Below are 17,796 nucleotides of genomic sequence, written 5' to 3'. Positions count from 1 at the left end.
GCACCCCATTGCGCTCGCCCCAACTACTAGCGACCTACTACTTCGTCCCAGACTAGTAGATCGACCAGGCATCCACGCAGGTCAGCGCACCGACAGGGCGGCATAGCACCCCAGCCACGGGCACTGACCTCAAAGCGGCAGCCCCGCCGGCAGGCATTGCCGCAGACGCCCGCCACAGCACCCCATTGCGCTCGCCCCAACTACTAGCGACCTACTACTTCGTCCCAGACTAGTAGATCGACCAGGCATCCACGCAGGTCAGCGCACCGACAGGACGGCATAGCACCCCAGCCACGGGCACTGACTTGTCCGTATGCTGCGCCTTCTGGCAGATCCCTGAAGCGGTGGTCAGGCCTCGTGGACTATCCGTTGACGTGTCTAGGCCGACGCAGGATCTGCAGGGCCCTGACCAGTGGTGTTGTATTACAGTCAGGGAGCCTTCGGATCCGCGCGGTCCCCGTATACCGCCAGCTTGGTAGTTCGGTAGTCGGCGCCATGCAAGGTCCGCAAGACTGTCCGGGTTGCAACGGACGACAAGACTGGCTGATGACCGACTACCAGATCAAGGGCATTGAGCAAGGCGAAGCCACGTGTGACAAGTGTGGATCACAATTGAAGCAGGCCATCATCTTGGCACCGTTGGACCTGGGCGGAACCCCGGAGAGGCATCCCTACTACGTTGGGACGGACTGTGCTGCGAAGCTGACCAGGTTGAGTCAAGCCAGTGTGCGTGCGAAGGCTCTGAGTGCCGAGGAGGTACGGCAAGCGGAGTTGCAGGCTCTGCGACACCGGGAGGCGTCCCGGAGAATCCGGAAACAGCACGAACGCGAATGGTTGCAGAACACGTACGGCGTTGAAGACATGGACGCCGCCTCCAAGAAGAGCGGAAAGGACTGGCTGACTCTGTTCAACGAGTTTTGTGCCTGGCGCAAGCAAGCCGGTCACATGTAGTCAGCCACCGACGGCAACCGACTCCAGCGGTCCGGGAGCGTCGTGTGCGGCGAAGCGACTCGCATGAGCGGGGACCGCGGGGAATGCCGGGGAACAAGTCGGCGGTCAGGCACGCCGCCTCGCTGCCTCGCCGCAGGTCAGTGCAGCAAATGCCGCCAAGAAGCCCAAGCTTCCCAAGCTGAGGCCCTGGGGGTGATCGACTCCGACTCGCCTCCACGGGCCCGGCCGGCGTGGCTGCTCCCGTCGACGGCACTGCACCGTGCCTGAGGCCGGTGGGGGTGCAGCGAGACCTAGGCGCGCCTGGTCGGTCGACGCGTCCGCCGCCGTGGCTGGCTGTCGGCGGCTGAGGTTCATGCGCCCCGTCTTGTGGTTGCCGGTCGACGGCCGGTTCCTGGTGATCAGCTCTGGGCCGTCTCTGGGCCGTCTCTGGGCCGACCGAAGATGCCCGACGCCGACCAACAGCGACCGACAGTGACAGGCGAGCCGCAGCCCGCAGCAGCGAAACCCCAGGTCAGCGCGCCCGGACCATAAGCGTTTTCGCCCAGGGTGGCCGTACGGCAAGATGGGCTGTTTCTTGCCGTATTCCACTCGCGTACCAGATCGACCGGTCAACTACGGTGCTCAGAACTGCCGCCGCGGAGCCACTCCTCGATGTCGCTCCTCTGCCAGTACAGGCGATACAGCAGCCGATGCGGTGACGGGAACGGTCGCTTCTTCGGCCCTCCACGCGCCAGCCAGCCGGTAATGGTCTTGGGATTGACGCGCACCAATGCCGCTGCACCAGCGGTGTCTACCCATACATCATCGGCGTCCAGTTCCGGCAACCCAAGCAGACGGCCGGCCGGGACAGGCCGAGAGCCAGCCAGGGCCTCAAGGAGCACCTGGTGCTGTGCAGCCAAGGTCACGCGGACTCCATCAGCTTCAGCCATCGTGCCATCTTACAGTTTTAAGACTGCAACGCGGATGCTCTGCACCACCCTAGGTGATCTCTGGTTTTGCAACTGTCTGACTTATTCCGATGCTTGGCGTTGATCGACACCCAGCTCAGAGAGGACAGAAGCCACCTGGTCGTCAGGGATCCGCTGAAGTAGTTGCCGCTTCAGCGCAAGCGTTTCCCGCTTGTGCTTGTGGTCAAGGATGTCGCGGATAATGCACCGCAGCACCCATCCAACTCCAGGAATCGCTCCCAACGAAGCCAGGCCACCAAGGATTTGCACCTAAGGCTCCTGGGATATAGGGGCTAGCTAACTCGTTCCAGCCGTTTCAGTGTCACCACTCATCACGAGTGCATGAGAATTGGTCCCAGAGAGGCCCGAAACACGTTCGGGCAACCAAACAGGCGGAGACTGCTTGCTGTCTCCGCCTTCTAAGTATTCGCGCACGCCAAGATGGCCTATGCCTCAGGCCACGGAGAGGTTCGGCCACATCGAACCGAGTCGGTGTCTGCAGACAAGACAGCTGGGGACGAGCTATGGAGCAGATGCCCGCGGTCGCTCCAACCCAGCGAACTCATGTCGTTTCTTGACCGGCCGAGGATGCGTGGCGCTTGCGCTGCTCAATCAGCGCCTCTACGTGGTAGTCAGCGAAGAGGTGGCCTTGTTGGTCCGTGAGGACCGGTACCAACTTCCCTCGACGAACCCACTGCAACACGGTTAGGTGCTGCACACCACACCGACGAGCTACCTCGGCGGTGTTGATCAACTGTCGTGGACGAACGTTGAAGATCTCGTCGCTTGCCCTGGTGGTCATAGCCCTCCCAGACATGCAAAAACCCTCCGCATCCGCGAAGGGTGTTGAATTCAGGCGCACTTGTGCTACCTGCAGGCACTATGACAGGACGCCACCGATGATCGCAACAGCCACCCGGGCAGGTCGGCGTGATGGTGCAAGCTGGGCCGTCTCTGGGCCGTGCGAGGTCACCCGACGCCGACCGGCAACGACAGAAGCCCACGGTATCTGAGCAGTTCAGAGCCGTGGGCTTCTTCAGCCTTGCTGGTGGGTGAGGCGCGTGATCAGTAGACCAGCTACTGAGGACCGCCCGTATGGTCCGGAGGCAGCGTGTCGAATGGGTGTCGAAGTCGGTGGGCGCGGCGTCGCCAAGCCGTATGAACACCCAGGTCAGCGGCCCAGCACGGGCGAACAGGAGATGCGCCTTCTAAGCGCTTGGCCGCAGGTTCGAGTCCTGCCGGGGGCGCCACCGCCTACCTGCAAAGACGCCCCGGAGGGGATCTTCCCTCCAGGGCGTTTCCTGTCTCTGACGGCAACGCTGACGGCAACGACCCCGTCACTCGTCCAACAGGCTCCCCAGCCGATCAAGGGCGGCCCGCTTCTCGGTGAGGTCGGAGTGCGCGTAGATGTTCATGGTCACGTCCAGCGCGCTGTGCCCGACGATGTCCCGGACGATGTGCGGCAGCGTCACGCGGGTGTGCCGGAGATCGTGGAAGCGCACGTCCAGGCCGAGCGCGCTCGCGGATCGGGTAGAAGTGCCGGTTCAGGTTCCGTGGCTCGATCGGAGTCCCCCGCCGGGTCGTGAAAACCAGGCCGGTTTCCACCCACTGATCGCCAGCGGCCCCGTGCTCCTTGGCCTGGCGTGCGCGGTGTCGGCGTAGTACGTCGACACACACGGCCGGGAGCGGTACGGGCCGTTCCGAGCGACGCGTCTTGGGTGCGGTCAGCGTCGGCTCTCCATCGACCCACTGCAGGGCCGTACGAATCTCCAGCGATCCCCCGTCCAGGTCAACGTCCGACCAGTGGAGCCTCAGCAACTCGCCGCGGCGGGGACCCAGGAACAGCGCGAGCACGTAGGCCGCGCTCAGCCGGCCGTCGCACACGTCGGCCAGGAGGTTCTTCGCCTCGGTGACGGACAGGCCAGGACCGGCGCGGTACCGAGGGGTCTGAACCTGCACCAGCTTGGCGACGTTGCGCTGCGCCAGCTCCTCGCGGAGGGCGTGTTGGAGGGCGTTCCGCAGCACCGCGTGAAGGTACTGGACCATGCGGGGCGACAGCCGACGCCCACACCCCTGCGGGCGAGGCGGTGTCGGATGCCACGGGAGGACAGCCAGCGCGCAGTGTGCGCATGGCCACACGATGCCTCCACGGTCAGTGTGTGCCAGGTGACTTCCCGGGCGGGACCGGCGGCAGGCTCGCACTCGACCCCTTGATCGCAGCGCCGAGGGTACTTTGGGAACACAGGCCGAGGACAGTGATGTCCACCGGGAAGTTACCGGTGTTCCTGCCCGCGACCAACCACTGCAGGGGCAGACCGTCATGGGGGAACCGAGGGCCACTGCGGCTCAGGACGAAGGTGCTGTCCGCGTTGCCGGTGCTCGATGAGACGAAACTGCCGCCCCCGGTAACCAGCTCCCCGGGCGGGCACTCACCGGTCTGGGCGAACCCGGTCTGCCCAGGCCCCAGCCGTGCCCCGCCCGCGACCACGTGCGTTACGGCGGCCCCCTGAGCGCTTGCCTGGCCAGACGCCAGTGGAACTACAGCGACGACTCCGGCGCCGACGCTGAGGGCCGTCACGACGGCCAGACCTACGAGGCGGGTGCGTTTCATGACGACCTTCCGGATAAACGATGGACGATATCCGTTTTTTCCACACCACAGCGGCGTAGATGCGCTGCTTCACGCAAACGTCGTAAGAAGAATCGATCCAATCGCCTCTGACCGAGTGAGGGTCACGGGCTCCGCTTGAGGTTCTGGCTCACGGACCCGGACTGCCGCACCCGGCTTGAGACCGGAACCGTCCTCGTACTCACCCAAAGGCCCTCGGCCGGCGGACAGACCGCAGACCACAGACCACAGACCACAGACCGCTCGAGTGGGACACGATCTTGTGCGGTAGGGCATCGCAGCCACAGCCGCACCCTCTGAAATCGAACGCAATAAGGCCTCTCATCGAGCAGTCGAGAGGCCCTTCCTTGCCGACTAGGCACCACCGTGCTTCTTGAGACTCTCCCTCCGGACCGTCCTCGGGCCGTCGGAGGGTGCTCTAGGTAGCCTGGCGAACGTGACCGATGCTGCCCCTCATGCCACCACCTGTGGCCTGTGCGACCAACCGCTCGGCGGGGATCATTCCCACGAGACGGCGACTCCCGGAACCCGGGTCGAGTACGAGGTCGTCGGGGTTCGCGGCGTACTGGCTGATTCGGTTGCGGTCCGTGACCCCGATGACAAGCATCCGCTGCCCACTCAGGTCCTCGCCACCAACCTGGGCATTGACGCCGGTTCGCTCCTTGGCCTGCGTTACACATGCCTCGTTGCCCGTGACTCGTACGGGACTACTCGTTCCGACTTCCGCCTGAGGACCAGTGGCGGCCTGCCGCAGACAGCTCGGCCGGGCGTCTGACGTCGAGCGGGGCAGCGGCCGACTCCCTGACCAGGCTGATCGAGTGTCTGTTGCCGCGGCCGTTGCAGCCGAGTCGGGGTCAGCGGGCGTCCACGCACTCGGCGGTGAACGTCTGCCTGATCATTGTGGCCGACTTGGGCTGAGTGGTGATCACGCGGCGGGGATAACGGTTGTAGGGGTGATGATCAAGCTGGTAGCTTCCAGCCGACCGTGACACCGCCCGAGGAGGTGAGACCCGTGAACGCTGTATCGACGTGGGTGCTCCCCCTTCCCTTCACGGCCGGCGATTGACGTAGGTGTCGCCGGGAGCGCCTCGACAACAAGGCACTCCCGAAGGGCAACACCATGCACTCTCTGCAGTTCACCGCCGAGGTCTCGTCGGACGGCATCCTCGAGCGCGACTTCACCGTGGGCGGGGTCCCCGGTGTTCTCTGGTCGCCGGCCTCCCGTGCGTCCGATCGCGCACCCCTGATCCTCATGGCCCACGGCGGCGGCAACCACAAGAAGCACCCGGCGATGGCGGGCCGCGCGAAGCTCCTGGTGACCGGGGGCGGCTTTCACGTCGCCGTCATCGACGCACCGGGTCACGGCGACCGGCCGCGCACGGCACACGACGAGGCGGAAATCACCGAACTGTTCCGGGCCCGGGCGGCGGGCGAGCCGGAAGGCCCCGTCGTCGTGCGCTACAACGCCCACCTGGCAGAGCTCTGCGTGCCCGAGTACCAGGCCACCCTGGACGCCCTCCAGGAACTCCCGGAGATCGGCGCTGACGGACCGGTCGGCTTCTGGGGCCTCAACATGGGCACCGCGATCGGCGTACCGTTCGTGGCGATCGACCCCAGGATCACCGCTGCGGTCTTCGGTCAGCACTGGCCCGACGTCCTGGCCGAGAAGGCGAAGCAGATCACCATCCCCATCGAGTTCGACCTGCAGTGGGACGATGAGCACATCTCGCGCGAGGAGGGTCTCGCGCTGTTCGACGCCTTCGCCTCGAAGGAGAAGTCGTTGCACGTGAACTCCGGCAGGCACAAGGAGCTGCCCAGGTTCGAGGCCGACAGCGCGGTGCGGTTCTTCGCCCGGCACTTCGGCGGGGCGGTCACCGTGCCGGCCTGACGTGGGCGGTGGACGTGGGCGGTTGCGGTGTCCGGCTGTCGGCCGGGCACCGCTGTGACGGTTCGGATCGTCGCGCGGACGATTCCAGGTGCCCGGCGTGGGGGTCTACCTGAAGGAGGCCGCCCAGCCCGCCCAGCCCGCCCCACTCGCCGTTGGAATCGACGACTCTGGCCTGGTGCCATCTGCGAGACCCTCGTGCGCAACACCGACATCGGTCACTTGGAGCCGTCGGGGGGCAGCGCCGGCTTTCGAGGCCTCACGTCGAGTCGATCGTGTCGCCGGTCGAGTGTTCAGGGCTGGTCTCCAGGCGCGTCCCAGGCGATCACCGCGACCCTGGCCGTCCGCTCGTCCTTGCTTGTGACCTTGAAGTACACGAGGGCTTTTCCGGTGTAGGTCGTGCTGCAGAACGAGTCCCCCACCCGGTACCGGTACCCCTCCATCTCCCCGGAGCTGAGGGGATTCGACACGATCGCCTGGGCACACGCGTCGCGGTCGGGGCTCCCCTTGCCGCTCCAGGGCGCGACCTGCACCTGTGCCTGCCACGCGAGTTTGTCCGGCTCTTCGAAGGCGAGACCAAAGGTGCCGCCGCGGTACACATCGCTGTGCTGGGGCGGGTTGTAGTCGAAGTCGACGCTCCCGTCCGACAGGCGCAGGGTGCCCTTCCAGCGGACGAAGCGCTCAGGATCCGCTGGTGACGCCGTGGACGGACTGGCCGACCCCGCCTCGGGGGGAACGGCGCTCGGTCGCGGTGCGGGACTCACCGGGGTCGTGGAACGGGGCGGAGGTGGTCCGCCACCCTTGCCGTCCTGGCCGCTGTCGGACAGCACAGCAGCTACGAGACCGATGATCGCGGCTATCACCACGGCCCCTCCCCCGATCCAGGCCGCGCCGATCTGCGCATCCTTTCCAGCCATCAGTCCCCCCAGACTTCGATGTCAGGCCGTACCGCCATGCTTCCCCAGCAGGATCCCCGCCCTGCCGGGGTCGCCGGCTCGTTACGTGCTTGGTACGAAGTTCGACGGGCCGCTCGTGGCGTGCGTGCCGGAGCTGACCGGGTCCGGCGAGGGGGTGGGTGGGGGTCGTTAGAGTCGGGGCAGGAAGGGAGACGACGTGCGACTTCGCTGTGTGGTGCTGGACGACTTCCAGGGTGTGGCAACCGAGTTGGCCGACTGGTCGGTGATCGAGGATCGGGTGGAGGTCGTCGCGCTGCGGGAGCACCTCGACGGGGAGGAGGCCCTCGCCGCGGCGCTCGCCGACTTCGACATCGTCGTCACCCTGCGCGAACGCGTTTCCTTCCCCGGATCGCTGATCGCCCGGCTCCCCCGGCTGAAACTGCTCATCGCCTCCGGGATGCGCAACAGCGTCATCGACTACGCCGCCGCGGAGGCGCACGGCGTCACCGTGTGCGGCACGGCGAGTTCGAGCACCCCGCCGGTCGAGCTGACCTGGGCGCTGCTGCTCGGTCTCGCCCGGGGGATCGTCCAGGAGAGCAACGCCCTGCGCGGCGACGGGCCGTGGCAGTCGACCGTGGGCGCCGATCTGCACGGCCGCCGGCTGGGCCTGCTCGGTCTCGGGAAGATCGGCAGCCGGGTGGCCCGGGTCGGTCTCGCCTTCGGGATGCGGGTCAGCGCGTGGAGCCAGAACCTCACCAAGGAGCGGACCGAGGAGGTGGGTGTCGAACTCGCCGGTTCGAAGGAGGAGTTGCTCGGTGACAGCGACTTCGTCTCCGTGCACCTCGCCCTCGGCGACCGCACCCGCGGCCTCCTCGGCGCTGCCGAACTCGCCCTCATGAAGCCGACCGCCTACCTCGTCAACACCTCCCGCGCCGCGATCGTCGACCAGGACGCGCTGCTCGCCGCGCTCCACGAGGGCCGCATCGCCGGCGCCGGGGTCGACGTCTTCGACATCGAGCCGCTGCCCGCCGGCCACCCGATGCGCACCGCTCCCCGTCTCCTGGCCACACCCCACCTCGGCTACGTCTCCCACGCCAACTACACGACGTACTTCGGCCAGGCCGTGGAGGGCATCCAGGCGTACCTGGCGGGCTCCCCGGTACGCCGGCTGCCCTGAGGCCCGACCCGCCTGAGCTGCGCTCCCGCCGCGAGCCCGCCGGCCCTGCCGTTAAAAGAGTGATCCCCGGGTGATCACCGTGACCACGCCCGCGTCGCGCCGTTGAACGGGAAGTGCGGCGGCTGGTCTGCCGCTGCGCTATCCGAGCTACAGAAGGAGAACGTGATGTCTCGCATCGCGAAGGCAGCCGCTGTCGCTGTCAGCGCCGGCGCCGTGGTGGTCAGCGGGGCCGGACTGGCCCTGGCGGACGCGGACGCCCAGGGCGCGGCTGTCGGATCGCCCGGTGTGGTCTCCGGCAACGTCATCCAGGTCCCGCTGCACGTCCCGATCAACCTGTGCGGCAACACCGTGGACATCATCGCCCTGCTGAACCCGGCCTTCGGCAACACCTGCGCCAACGTCAGCGGCAAGGGCAAGGACACCCACGGCAACCCCGGCCCGGGCCACGGCGGCTACGGCAACAGCGGCTACGGCAACTGAGCCGACCGGCACCCCAGGCAAGAGCCCCGGCCTCCGAGCGCCGGGGCTCTTCCCGTGTCCGGCACGGCGTGTGCGCTCACGCGTACCGGTAGATACGGCTCACGTCCTCCAGCTGGTCCGGTGTCTCGTCCCACGGGGGCAGCTTCTCGTGCCGGGCGACGACCCGCTGGTGCTGGTCGTCGGTGACACCGGGGGGCTGGGCCGGCAGGTAGCGGTGGTCGCGGTGGGCCCGCTGCCACCGCGACCACTGGAGGTCGACGAAGGCGTGGTGGAGCCAGAACACCGGGTCGTTGACGGACGCGCCGCCGAGCATCGCGCCGCCGACCCAGCGGTGCACCCGGTTGTGGTTCTTCCAGGAGGCGCTTCCGCTGCCGGCGCCCCAGCCCTCCAGCTTGTTGCGGAATCCCTTGCGTACGGTCGAGTCCCAGGGCCACGCGTCGTAGACGGGGTCGTCCAGGGCCCGCTGCAGCTCGCTGCGGGTGGGCAGCTTCAGGGGCGCGGCGGAGCGGCCGAGGTCCCGGGTGAGGAACCTGCCGTCGGTGACACCCTCCTTGATCGTCCAGTGGCCCGCCGCGTAGGCGAACGGCCCGGTCATCACCTGCCGGTCGGAGCGCCGCCCGTTCCCGCCGAGCAGGTCCTTCGTCCACGGCACGGACGTCGTCCCACGGTCCCTGGTCCAGTCCCAGTACGGCACCGTCACCGAGGAGTCGACCCGGCGCAGCGCCCGCTCCAGTTCCAGCAGGAACCTGCGGTGCCAGGGCAGGAAGGAGGGCGCCATGTGGGCGGTGCGCAGCCCGTCCTCGCCGTCGGCGGTGTAGAAGTCGATGTGCATGCGCACGAACTCGTCGTACTCGCCGCGCCGTTTGAGGGCCAGCAGGGCGTTCACGAACCGCCGCCGCTCGCCCGCCGTGAGCGCCCTGACGTTCTTACGCACGTACGCCATGCCGTCCCCCCGTGTGCGCGCCGCCGTGTTCGCCGTCGAGCCGGCCCGGCGCCAGGTCGCGCAGGCGCTGACGGGGGCCGATCTCGTCCACGGCCGCCCGGGTCGCCTCCAGCGGTGTCCGGTACGACGTGTAGTGGTCGACCATGCTCAGCCAGGTGCCGTCGGCCCGGCGCATCAGGTGCAGCGGGCGGCCGTCGACGGTGATCCGCCACTCGCCGCCGGCCGCCCTCTGCCCCACGGCGGGCACCAGCACCCCCTGGATTCGGCGGCCCCGGTACGTCTCGTCGAAGGAACTGCCCCCGGGATCCGCGGGCTGCCGTACGGGACGGGAGGCGGCGACGACCGGGGCCAGCCCCAGCGCGGCTGCCGATGCCAGCAGCCCCCGGGCCACCTCCCTCCGCGACGGTCTGGCCGTCCCCGCTCCGCCCTGCTGTTCCGCACCGACCGCCACTCCGCCGACACCGACGACCATGTTCGCTCCTCGTCCGGGTTCAGATGTCCGTAACGGCTAACCGATCGAGGACGCGCGCGGTCACCGCCGAAGGGCCGGCCGAGGAGCCATTCGGGGATCGGGAACAACCCGTTCGGGGATCGGGGAGGGTCCCTCCAGGGGGCGGGAAGGGCCTCTTCGGGGTCCGGGTCCGGTCCGGGTCCGGGTCTGGGTCCGGGTCCGGGGAGGACCGTGCGGGTCACGGGTCCGGGGGCCCTACGGGCAAGCGGGGGAGCCGCCGCGCGGGGGTGAGGCAGCCGTACGGTGGACGCGGCCCCGCGGCGAGTACGGCCGCCGTGCGAGGCGTACGGCCGTACAAGGCATACGGCCGTACGACGGGTACGGCCGTACGCGGGTCCGCCGTACGGCGGATACTGCCGGCCCGTGGATACGGGTCCTGTCCGGCTACAGTCCCGGGCCCGTGGCCAGGTTGCCGCCGGCGACGGTCTGCACGGCCGGGGCGATGACGCCGGCCTCGGGGAGCTTGGTGGCCGGGAGGCCGAAGTTGCCGCCGCCGGGCTGGGTCAGGGGGGCGTCCAGGGACAGGCCGGGGGCGAGGGCCCGCATGTCGCCGCCGGGGCCGTCCACGTCGAGGTGGTCGAAGGCGTTGTCGCCGATGATGTGCGGCAGCGGGGCCCTGGCGTCCAGGCCGGGCAGCCCGGTGCTCACCGGCAGCTGGGGCAGGGCCCGGTCGGGCAGGAGCCGGCCCGTCACGTAGCGGGGGCCTTCGGGGGCGCCGGGCTTGATCAGCGGCAGCTCGGCGCCGAGTCGGGGCAGCTCCATGTCGAGCGACTGGGAGACGCCGCCCAGCGGCACGGGGACGGGGACCGTACCGGCCGCCGCGGCGGGACCGGCGGCCCCCACGGTGGCCGCGACGCCCGTGACGACGGCGGCAAGGGTTCCTCGGGTGGTCGGCTTCATGTCAGCTACGGTCCCTTTCAGGATGCGGGGGTTCGACGTCCTTACCGCGTAACGAGCGGAAAACGCCTGCATTTCACAATTCCCCCGAGTGCCGTAATAGTCAGCTCGTCCAGAAGTCCCACCAACGCGTCAGTACGAGCATTCCGACCACACCGATGTGCAGCAGCGGAAGCACCCAGGTGAATTCGGCGAGGAACGTCTTCAGCGGGGCGGGCGCGGGCAGGAAGTCCTCGCGTACGCAGAGGGACGTGACGTACCAGAAGAGTAGGATGGTCGCGGCCCAGGCCAGGCAGCACCACAGGCACAGCGCGTTGATCCGGTACAGCGACTCGAACTGCAGCCAGGACACGAACCCGACGCCGAACACACAGCCGGCCTCGAACAGCAGCCAGTACCAGCGGGGGAAGCGGGCGCCGGCCAGCAGGCTCATGCCGACGCAGACCACGATGCCGTAGGCCACCAGGCCCAGCATCGGGTTGGGGAACCCGAAGACCGAGGCCTGGGCGCTCTTCATCACGCTGCCGCAGGACACCACCGGGTTCAGGCTGCACCCGGGGACGAAGCCCGGGTCCTTGAGCAGCTTGAACTCGTCCAGGGTGATGACCCAGGACGCGAGCAGTCCGGCCGCCCCGGTGAGCACGGTCAGCAGGGCGAGGCCGCGGCCGGCGCCCGCGTACCGGCGCATCAGGCCCGCAGGCCGCGGGCGGGCAGGTAGACGTGCGCGGCGGCGTCGGTGGTCTCCGGGGAGCCGGCGAACTCGGCCAGCTCGGTTCCCCCTGCCGGCTCGCGGGGGCCGGTCGAGGGGCAGACCCGGGTGGTGAACATGAAGTAGGTGTAGCCGAGTTCCTGGACCGCCTCCAGCCAGTCCGCCGGCGGGGTGACCTGGCTGCTGATGTTGTGGGGCAGCTGGAGGACGATCTGCCCGGCGACGACCAGCATGCTGACCTTCAGGCTCGGCCGGGTGGTGCCGTCCACCGGTTCGCCGCCCGCGGTCAGGTCCATGTCCTCCAGGAGGTGGGTGACGGCGGCGGACGCGGCCTCCGGGCCGCCGGGGCCGTCGCCCAGGGAGCAGGCGAGCAGGCAGGGCGTCCTGCCGTCGCCCTCCTCGTTCCTGGCCATCCAGGCGAGCAGGGCGAGCGTGCCCAGGTCGGCGGGGCGGAAAAGGCGGGGTTCGCTTGATACTGAGGTCACCGCGCGACCATATCGACGGGCCGTGGCGCCGCCCGGCGGCTTCTCACCCTTCCGGAGCAGTGCCCGGGGCCGCGCCACACGAACGAGCGACGCGGTCCCGGGCGGGAGTGCCGGGCGTCAGGCTGCTCAGTGCTGCAGGGGCAGGCCGCCGAGCAGGCCCTGCTTGTTGAGGGTCGTGGTGGCACCCTTGACGCTGCTCAGCACGGAGTCCTTGTTCTCGGTGTCGAGCGCGTCGGACTGGTGCTGCACCGGCAACAGGTCCTTGACCGTGGGGGGCTTCTCGGCGAGTTGGGCGAGCCCGCCGTTGAGGCTCATCGGCGGCAGGTGCTGGGCGTCGTAGGCGAACGCGGGTGCGGCGACGCCGACGAGGGCCACGGAACCAGCGACAACGGCGGCAGCCTTGAGGGACTTCATCGTGTTCCTTTCTCCGGCAACTCACGTCACCCCGGATTTCTGACGCCGTGCCTAACGAGTTCCGGCCGGGCCGGAAACCCGGCACCGAGAAGACATATGAAATCCCCGTGCGCCGGCCTGCCGCGACCGGCTGAGGGCGACCGCGGTCGCCCTCAGCCGGTCGCGGTCGCGGTCAGCCGGGAGCGATCGCGGTCAGCCGGCCGCGGTCAGCCGGTCGTCGTCGTGGACTGGGTCGGGTCCGCCGGAAGGGAGGGGAGGGCGGGCAGCGAGGGCAGGGACTCGACGCCGGGCTCGGCCACGTCCTTGCCGAGGAGGGTGCCGCCCAGCAGGTCGACCAGGCCCGACACCACGTCGGTGGCGGACGACAGGATCTGGTCGAGTTGGTCGGTGACCGCCTTCACCAGATTGTCGATCGCGGTCTGCAGCGAGGAGAGCAGGTCACTGGTGGCATCGCGGGCCGAGGGCCGGTGGGCGATGCCCGCATGCCGCATCGCCGCCTGCGCGGTGAGACCCGCGGGGACGGCGGAGGCCGCGGGGGCGGTGGGGGTCGCCGGTGACGCGGGCGCCGTGGGTGTGGCCGGCTTCGCCGGTGCCGGTGCGGTCGCGGGCGCGGTGGGGGTGGCGGCGGCGGGCGCCGCAGGCTTGGCGGACGCCGAGGACGCCGAGGACGTCGCAGGGGCCGTGGGCGACGCGGACGCCGTCGGCTTCGTCGCCGCGGGCGACGCGGAAACCCCGGGCTTCGCAGGCGTCGTGGGTGTCGCAGGCGTCGTGGGTGTCGCGGGCGCCGTGGGCGTGGTGAGGGACGCCGGGCGTGCGGGCGCCGCCGGCTGGACGGGGGCGGTGGCGGCCTTGGCGATGGCCGCCTTGGCCGCCTCGCCGAGCTTCTTTGCCTCCCCGGCGGGCAGCCTGCCCTTCTCCAGCGACTGGTTGAGCAGGTCGATGACCGGGTTGAGCGCGGAGTCGGTGGTGCTCAGGGCTCTGACCTGGGCGAGCAGCCTCTCCTTCTCCGCCGCCGGAACGGGCGCCCGGGAGGCGGCGCGGTCGTGCTCCCGGGCCGTGGCCACGGCGACCGGACCGGTGATGCCGACCAGGACGGCCGCGCAGAGGACGGTGGACGCGAGACGCCGGGCAGGCAGATCACGCATGGGTGTTCCTTTCGGTGAACAGTGGGACCTGAGCCCACCGTCAGTTCACCGGTCGCCCTGCGCAACCGCTCACCCACTGTTCGTGATCCGTCCGAGGCAGAAAACCGGCCGTCCGCCCCGCGACGGATGCGTACGGGGCGGACGGCCGGCCGAAGGGCTGCGTCGCGATGTCAGTCGTTGACGCAGGTGTTGCCGAACGCCGGGTTCAGCAGCGCGATGATGTCGACAGTGTTGCCGCACACGTTGATCGGGATGTGGATCGGAACCTGGATGGCGTTGCCCGACAGCACGCCCGGCGAGTTGGCGGCGACGGCGCCCGCACCGGCGTCGGCGGAGGCCACGCCGGCACCGCCGGCGACGGCCGCGACGGCGGCGGAGGTCAGGACCAGGCCCTTCGCGATACGCGACATGGAGAGGTGCTCCTTGGGGATCGACACAAACATCCGGGCGGGATGCCCGGCGCTGTGTCAACGCGCGGCACACCCGGGGGTTGTGCCGCCAAAGGAGTGATCCGGGCAGAGGACGCGGCGCGTTCTCACCCGCGCCCCTCCCCGTCCCGGGCGCCACGCCCACGCTTTCCTCCCCCTCTCCTCCGCGCCTTCCTCCGCGCTCTCCGGCACACTCTCCTCCCGCCCCGGCGTACGCCCGCCGCACCAAGCGGCTCCCGCCCGTCCTGCGGACGACGTACGGAAGTCCACGCACAGTGCACCGGGTGGTGTACCGATCCGACGGATTCCTTCCTACGCCGACACACCCGGCCACGTCTCCGACCTGGGCGATCACGGCTCGGCTCCGCGGAGCGGCGGTGACCACCCGGCCTCCGGCTCGTTCCCCACGCGGACGCGGCGTGGGCCGGCGTGCTCCTCGCCGCCGTGGACGCCCGGAACCGGAAGGCGCGTTCACGACCGCAGCCCGAGCGCCCCCGTGAGCGAGGTAACCCGCGAATGCACCAGTCAGCACCCGCCCGTCGACCCCGGGTCCTGCACCTCGCACAACCCGTCGACGGCGGTGTCGCCCGGGTCGTGCTCGACCTGGCCCGGGCCCAGCTCGCGGCGGGCCTGCACGTCGCGGCGGCCTGCCCCGGCGGCCCGCTGGCCACGGGCCTGCGGGAGCTGGGCGCCGACGTCCGGGACTGGCGCGCGGGCAGGTCCCCGGGGCCCGGGTTGCCGGGCGAGGTACGACGGCTCGCACGCCTGATCGGCGAGGTGCGGCCCGAACTGGTGCACGCGCACAGCGCGAAGGCCGGCCTGGCCGCGCGGCTCGCCGTCCGCGGGCGCGTCCCGACCGTGTTCCAGCCGCACGCCTGGTCGTTCGAGGCGGTCGGCGGCCCCACCGCGGCGCTCGCCCTGCGCTGGGAGCGGTGGGGGGCGCGCTGGGCGGACCGGGTGGTGTGCGTCAGCGAGGCCGAGCGCACGACGGGCCTGCGCGCCGGAGTGCGCGCCGCGTACACGGTCGTCCCGAACGGCATCGACACCACCCACTTCGCCCCGCAAGGCCCGCAAGGCCCGCAAGGCCCGCAAGGCCCGCAGGACCCGCAAGACCCGCACGCTCCGCAGGCCCCGGACGGCACCTCGCACGACGCGGAAGGCGCACAGGGCGAACAGGGCGCACCGGCAGCCGACGACGGGAGCCCCCTCGTCGTCTGCGTAGGCCGCCTCTGCCGTCAGAAGGCCCAGGACGTCCTCCTCGCCGCCTGGCCGGACATCCGCGCGAGGCTGCCGCGGGCACGGCTCGTGCTGGTCGGCGACGGCCCCGACCGCGAGGTCTTACGGCGACAGGCGCCCCCCTCCGTGCGGTTCACCGGCGCCGTCCCCGACGCCGCGCCCTGGTACCGGGCCGCCGACCTGGTGGTGCTGCCCTCGCGCTGGGAGGGCATGGCGCTCGCCCCGCTGGAGGCGCTGGCCTGCGGGACACCCGTCGTCCTCACCGACGTCGACGGCGCCCGGGAGAGCCTGCCGCCCTCGCTCGCCGCGCACTGCCTGGTGCCTCCCGACGACCCCGTGGCGCTGGCCCGGGCGGTGACCGGGCTGCTGACCGATCCGCCGCTGCGCGCGGCGCTCGCCGACCGAGGGCGCCGGCACGTCCTGGACACGCACGACGTGCGGCACACCGCCGAACGCGTCGCGGACCTCTACCGCGAACTCCTCGGCCGCACCGGCCCGGACCGGGGCGCCCCGGCGGCGGACGACGCCGGCGGAACAGCCCGGCTCGTGCCCTCCGAGTACAGGGAGTCCATCCCCTCGTGACCGCGGAAAGCACCGTCCCCTCCCCCGGCGCGCAGCCACGGGACCACGAAGTCCCGCCCGTCCCGCCGGGTTCACCACTCCATCCGGTCTCGCCGCTCCCGGCCGTCTCCGTCCTGCCGGCCCGTACCGCCGGCAGCTTCCGGTTCCCGCTGCGGCGGCCGCCCGCGCGGCGCGCCTCACCACCGCTCCCCCTGCTCGCCGCCGACCTGCTCGCCGCGCTGGCGGGCGCGGCCGCGCTGGACACGGCCGCCCGCCGCCCGGTGCTGGTCGCCGCGCTGCTGACCGGCGCGCTGCTGCTGCGCCCGCGCTCCACGCGTCCGGTGCCGGGTGTGCTCGACGAACTGCCCGTGGTGTGCGGGCGGATCGTGGTGGTCTGGCTGGGCCTGGCCGCGCTGCTCGCCGCGTACGACCCCGGGCGCGCCCTCACCGCCCGGACCCTGCTGCTGGGCTGCGCGCTGCACACCGCGGCGGCCGGCGCGGCCCGCGGCGCGGTGCACTGGCGGAGCCGGGTGCTGTTGCGACGCCACCCGCGCACCGCCCTGGTGATCGGGCCCGCGGCGACCGCGCAGCGGGTGGCCGCCGCGCTGCTGCGGCACCCGCGCTGCGGGGTACGGCCGGTGGGCGTGGTCGCGCAGCGCCCGGACGGCCCCGGCGGGCTGCCGGTGCTCACCACCGGCGAGGAGGTGGAGCGGGCGCTCATCCAGAACGGGGTGCGGGTCGTCCTCACCGTCGACCCGGCCGTGCGCACCGCGCACGGGCCGCTGCTGCGGGCGCTCGCCGCGTCCGGCTGCGCGTTGTGGGAGGTGGACGCGGACAGCCCGGCGTACGAGATGCGCGACCAGCTCGCCGGGTTCGCCGTACGCCGGCTGGACCCGGGGCTGCCGCGGCGCACGGGCGTCGCCAAGCGGCTGCTGGACGTCTCGGTGTCCGGGGCGCTGCTGGTGCTGGCCAGTCCGGTACTGCTCGGGTGCGCGGTCGCCCTGCGGCTCACCGAGGGGCCCGGGGTGGTGTTCCGGCAGGAGCGCATCGGCAAGGACGGCCGCCCCTTCACGCTGCTGAAGTTCCGCACCCACCGCCCGGCCGACCCGCAGGAGGCGGCGACCCGGTGGAGCGTGGCCGGCGAGTCGCGGATGAGCCCCTTCTGCCGGCTGCTGCGGCAGACCTCGCTGGACGAGCTGCTCCAGCTGTGGAACGTCTTCCGGGGGGACATGAGCCTGGTCGGCCCGCGCCCCGAACGGCCGTACTTCGTCAGCAGGTTCAGCCACACCTATCCGGGCTACGCGGCCCGCCACCGCATGCAGACCGGCATCACCGGGCTGGCCCAGATCCACGGCCTGCGCGGCGACACCTCCATCGAGGACCGGGCCCGCTTCGACAACGCCTACATCGACAACTGGTCGCTGTGGCAGGACGTCTGCATCCTGCTGCGCACGGCCGCCGCGCTCGTGCGGTCCACGGGGAGCTGACCGATGGCCTTCGCC

Annotated in this window: 18 protein-coding genes; 7 read left to right on the top strand and 11 right to left on the bottom strand. The window is 70.5% G+C overall.

The features are described from left to right. Window positions 1-546: 546 nt before the first annotated feature. Window positions 547-951: a hypothetical protein gene (locus tag ACZ4VF_RS30635; protein WP_467930041.1), complete on the top strand. Its 405-nt coding sequence runs from the start codon at window positions 547-549 to the stop codon at window positions 949-951. A 608-nt stretch (window positions 952-1,559) separates the two neighbouring features. On the opposite strand, the gene ACZ4VF_RS30630 is transcribed toward ACZ4VF_RS30635, so the two are convergent. Both ACZ4VF_RS30630 and ACZ4VF_RS30625 read right to left on the bottom strand, forming a co-directional pair. Next, window positions 1,560-1,880 (bottom strand): helix-turn-helix transcriptional regulator, encoded by a 321-nt coding sequence (locus ACZ4VF_RS30630; protein WP_467930040.1) that lies wholly within the window; start codon window positions 1,878-1,880, stop codon window positions 1,560-1,562. Between the two features lie 1,355 nt (window positions 1,881-3,235). Next, window positions 3,236-3,370, bottom strand: coding sequence for a hypothetical protein (locus ACZ4VF_RS30625; protein ID WP_467930039.1), 135 nt, complete (start codon window positions 3,368-3,370; stop codon window positions 3,236-3,238). 1,593 nt (window positions 3,371-4,963) lie between these two features. On the opposite strand from ACZ4VF_RS30625, the gene ACZ4VF_RS30620 reads away from it, so the two are divergent. Next, on the top strand, window positions 4,964-5,302 hold the full coding sequence (locus ACZ4VF_RS30620; RefSeq protein WP_467930037.1) for a hypothetical protein: 339 nt from the start codon (window positions 4,964-4,966) through the stop codon (window positions 5,300-5,302). 345 nt (window positions 5,303-5,647) lie between these two features. Further along, window positions 5,648-6,415 carry an alpha/beta hydrolase gene (locus tag ACZ4VF_RS30615; RefSeq protein WP_467930036.1) on the top strand — a complete coding sequence of 256 codons (768 nt, stop codon included), beginning with the start codon at window positions 5,648-5,650 and terminating at the stop codon, window positions 6,413-6,415. 290 nt (window positions 6,416-6,705) lie between these two features. Here ACZ4VF_RS30615 and ACZ4VF_RS30610 read toward each other — a convergent pair whose 3' ends face one another. Then, complete coding sequence (locus tag ACZ4VF_RS30610) at window positions 6,706-7,329, bottom strand: hypothetical protein (protein ID WP_467930035.1); 624 nt, start codon at window positions 7,327-7,329, stop codon at window positions 6,706-6,708. Between the two features lie 196 nt (window positions 7,330-7,525). Here ACZ4VF_RS30610 and ACZ4VF_RS30605 point away from each other — a divergent pair, with 196 nt between their 5' ends. Next, window positions 7,526-8,485, top strand: coding sequence for a D-2-hydroxyacid dehydrogenase family protein (locus ACZ4VF_RS30605; protein ID WP_467930034.1), 960 nt, complete (start codon window positions 7,526-7,528; stop codon window positions 8,483-8,485). Window positions 8,486-8,650: 165 nt separating this feature from the next. Then, on the top strand, window positions 8,651-8,965 hold the full coding sequence (locus ACZ4VF_RS30600) for a chaplin (protein WP_467930032.1): 315 nt from the start codon (window positions 8,651-8,653) through the stop codon (window positions 8,963-8,965). A gap of 76 nt (window positions 8,966-9,041) precedes the next feature. On the opposite strand, the gene ACZ4VF_RS30595 is transcribed toward ACZ4VF_RS30600, so the two are convergent. The 8 genes from ACZ4VF_RS30595 to ACZ4VF_RS30560 form a co-directional block, all read right to left on the bottom strand. Beyond that, window positions 9,042-9,908 carry a tyrosinase family protein gene (locus ACZ4VF_RS30595; protein WP_467930031.1) on the bottom strand — a complete coding sequence of 289 codons (867 nt, stop codon included), beginning with the start codon at window positions 9,906-9,908 and terminating at the stop codon, window positions 9,042-9,044. After that, window positions 9,892-10,380: a tyrosinase family oxidase copper chaperone gene (locus ACZ4VF_RS30590; protein WP_467930030.1), complete on the bottom strand. Its 489-nt coding sequence runs from the start codon at window positions 10,378-10,380 to the stop codon at window positions 9,892-9,894. The genes ACZ4VF_RS30595 and ACZ4VF_RS30590 overlap by 17 nt, the downstream gene beginning before the upstream one ends. 423 nt (window positions 10,381-10,803) lie before the next feature. Then, the gene (locus tag ACZ4VF_RS30585) at window positions 10,804-11,319 is read right to left on the bottom strand and encodes a hypothetical protein (protein ID WP_467930029.1); all 516 of its coding nucleotides are present in this window, start codon (window positions 11,317-11,319) and stop codon (window positions 10,804-10,806) included. Between the two features lie 100 nt (window positions 11,320-11,419). Continuing rightward, window positions 11,420-12,004, bottom strand: a complete 585-nt coding sequence (locus ACZ4VF_RS30580) for a vitamin K epoxide reductase family protein (protein WP_467930027.1) — start codon at window positions 12,002-12,004, stop codon at window positions 11,420-11,422. After that, on the bottom strand, window positions 12,004-12,510 hold the full coding sequence (locus tag ACZ4VF_RS30575; RefSeq protein WP_467930026.1) for a DUF5949 family protein: 507 nt from the start codon (window positions 12,508-12,510) through the stop codon (window positions 12,004-12,006). Before ACZ4VF_RS30575 ends, ACZ4VF_RS30580 begins: the two co-directional genes overlap by 1 nt. Before the next feature lie 126 nt (window positions 12,511-12,636). Beyond that, window positions 12,637-12,924 (bottom strand): hypothetical protein, encoded by a 288-nt coding sequence (locus ACZ4VF_RS30570; RefSeq protein ID WP_467930025.1) that lies wholly within the window; start codon window positions 12,922-12,924, stop codon window positions 12,637-12,639. Between the two features lie 206 nt (window positions 12,925-13,130). Then, window positions 13,131-14,069 (bottom strand): hypothetical protein, encoded by a 939-nt coding sequence (locus tag ACZ4VF_RS30565; RefSeq protein WP_467930024.1) that lies wholly within the window; start codon window positions 14,067-14,069, stop codon window positions 13,131-13,133. Between the two features lie 170 nt (window positions 14,070-14,239). Beyond that, complete coding sequence (locus tag ACZ4VF_RS30560; protein ID WP_467930022.1) at window positions 14,240-14,479, bottom strand: chaplin; 240 nt, start codon at window positions 14,477-14,479, stop codon at window positions 14,240-14,242. Between the two features lie 534 nt (window positions 14,480-15,013). Between ACZ4VF_RS30560 and ACZ4VF_RS30555 the strand changes: the two genes are divergently transcribed. Then, on the top strand, window positions 15,014-16,315 hold the full coding sequence (locus ACZ4VF_RS30555; RefSeq protein WP_467930021.1) for a glycosyltransferase family 4 protein: 1,302 nt from the start codon (window positions 15,014-15,016) through the stop codon (window positions 16,313-16,315). Next, a complete protein-coding gene (locus tag ACZ4VF_RS30550; protein WP_467930020.1) occupies window positions 16,312-17,781 on the top strand; it encodes an exopolysaccharide biosynthesis polyprenyl glycosylphosphotransferase in 1,470 nt (489 codons plus the stop codon). The genes ACZ4VF_RS30555 and ACZ4VF_RS30550 overlap by 4 nt, the downstream gene beginning before the upstream one ends. Window positions 17,782-17,796: the final 15 nt, after the last annotated feature.

This window comes from Streptomyces sp. NPDC029151 (genome assembly GCF_055564315.1).
This window is presented reverse-complemented; position numbering and strand designations above follow the sequence as displayed.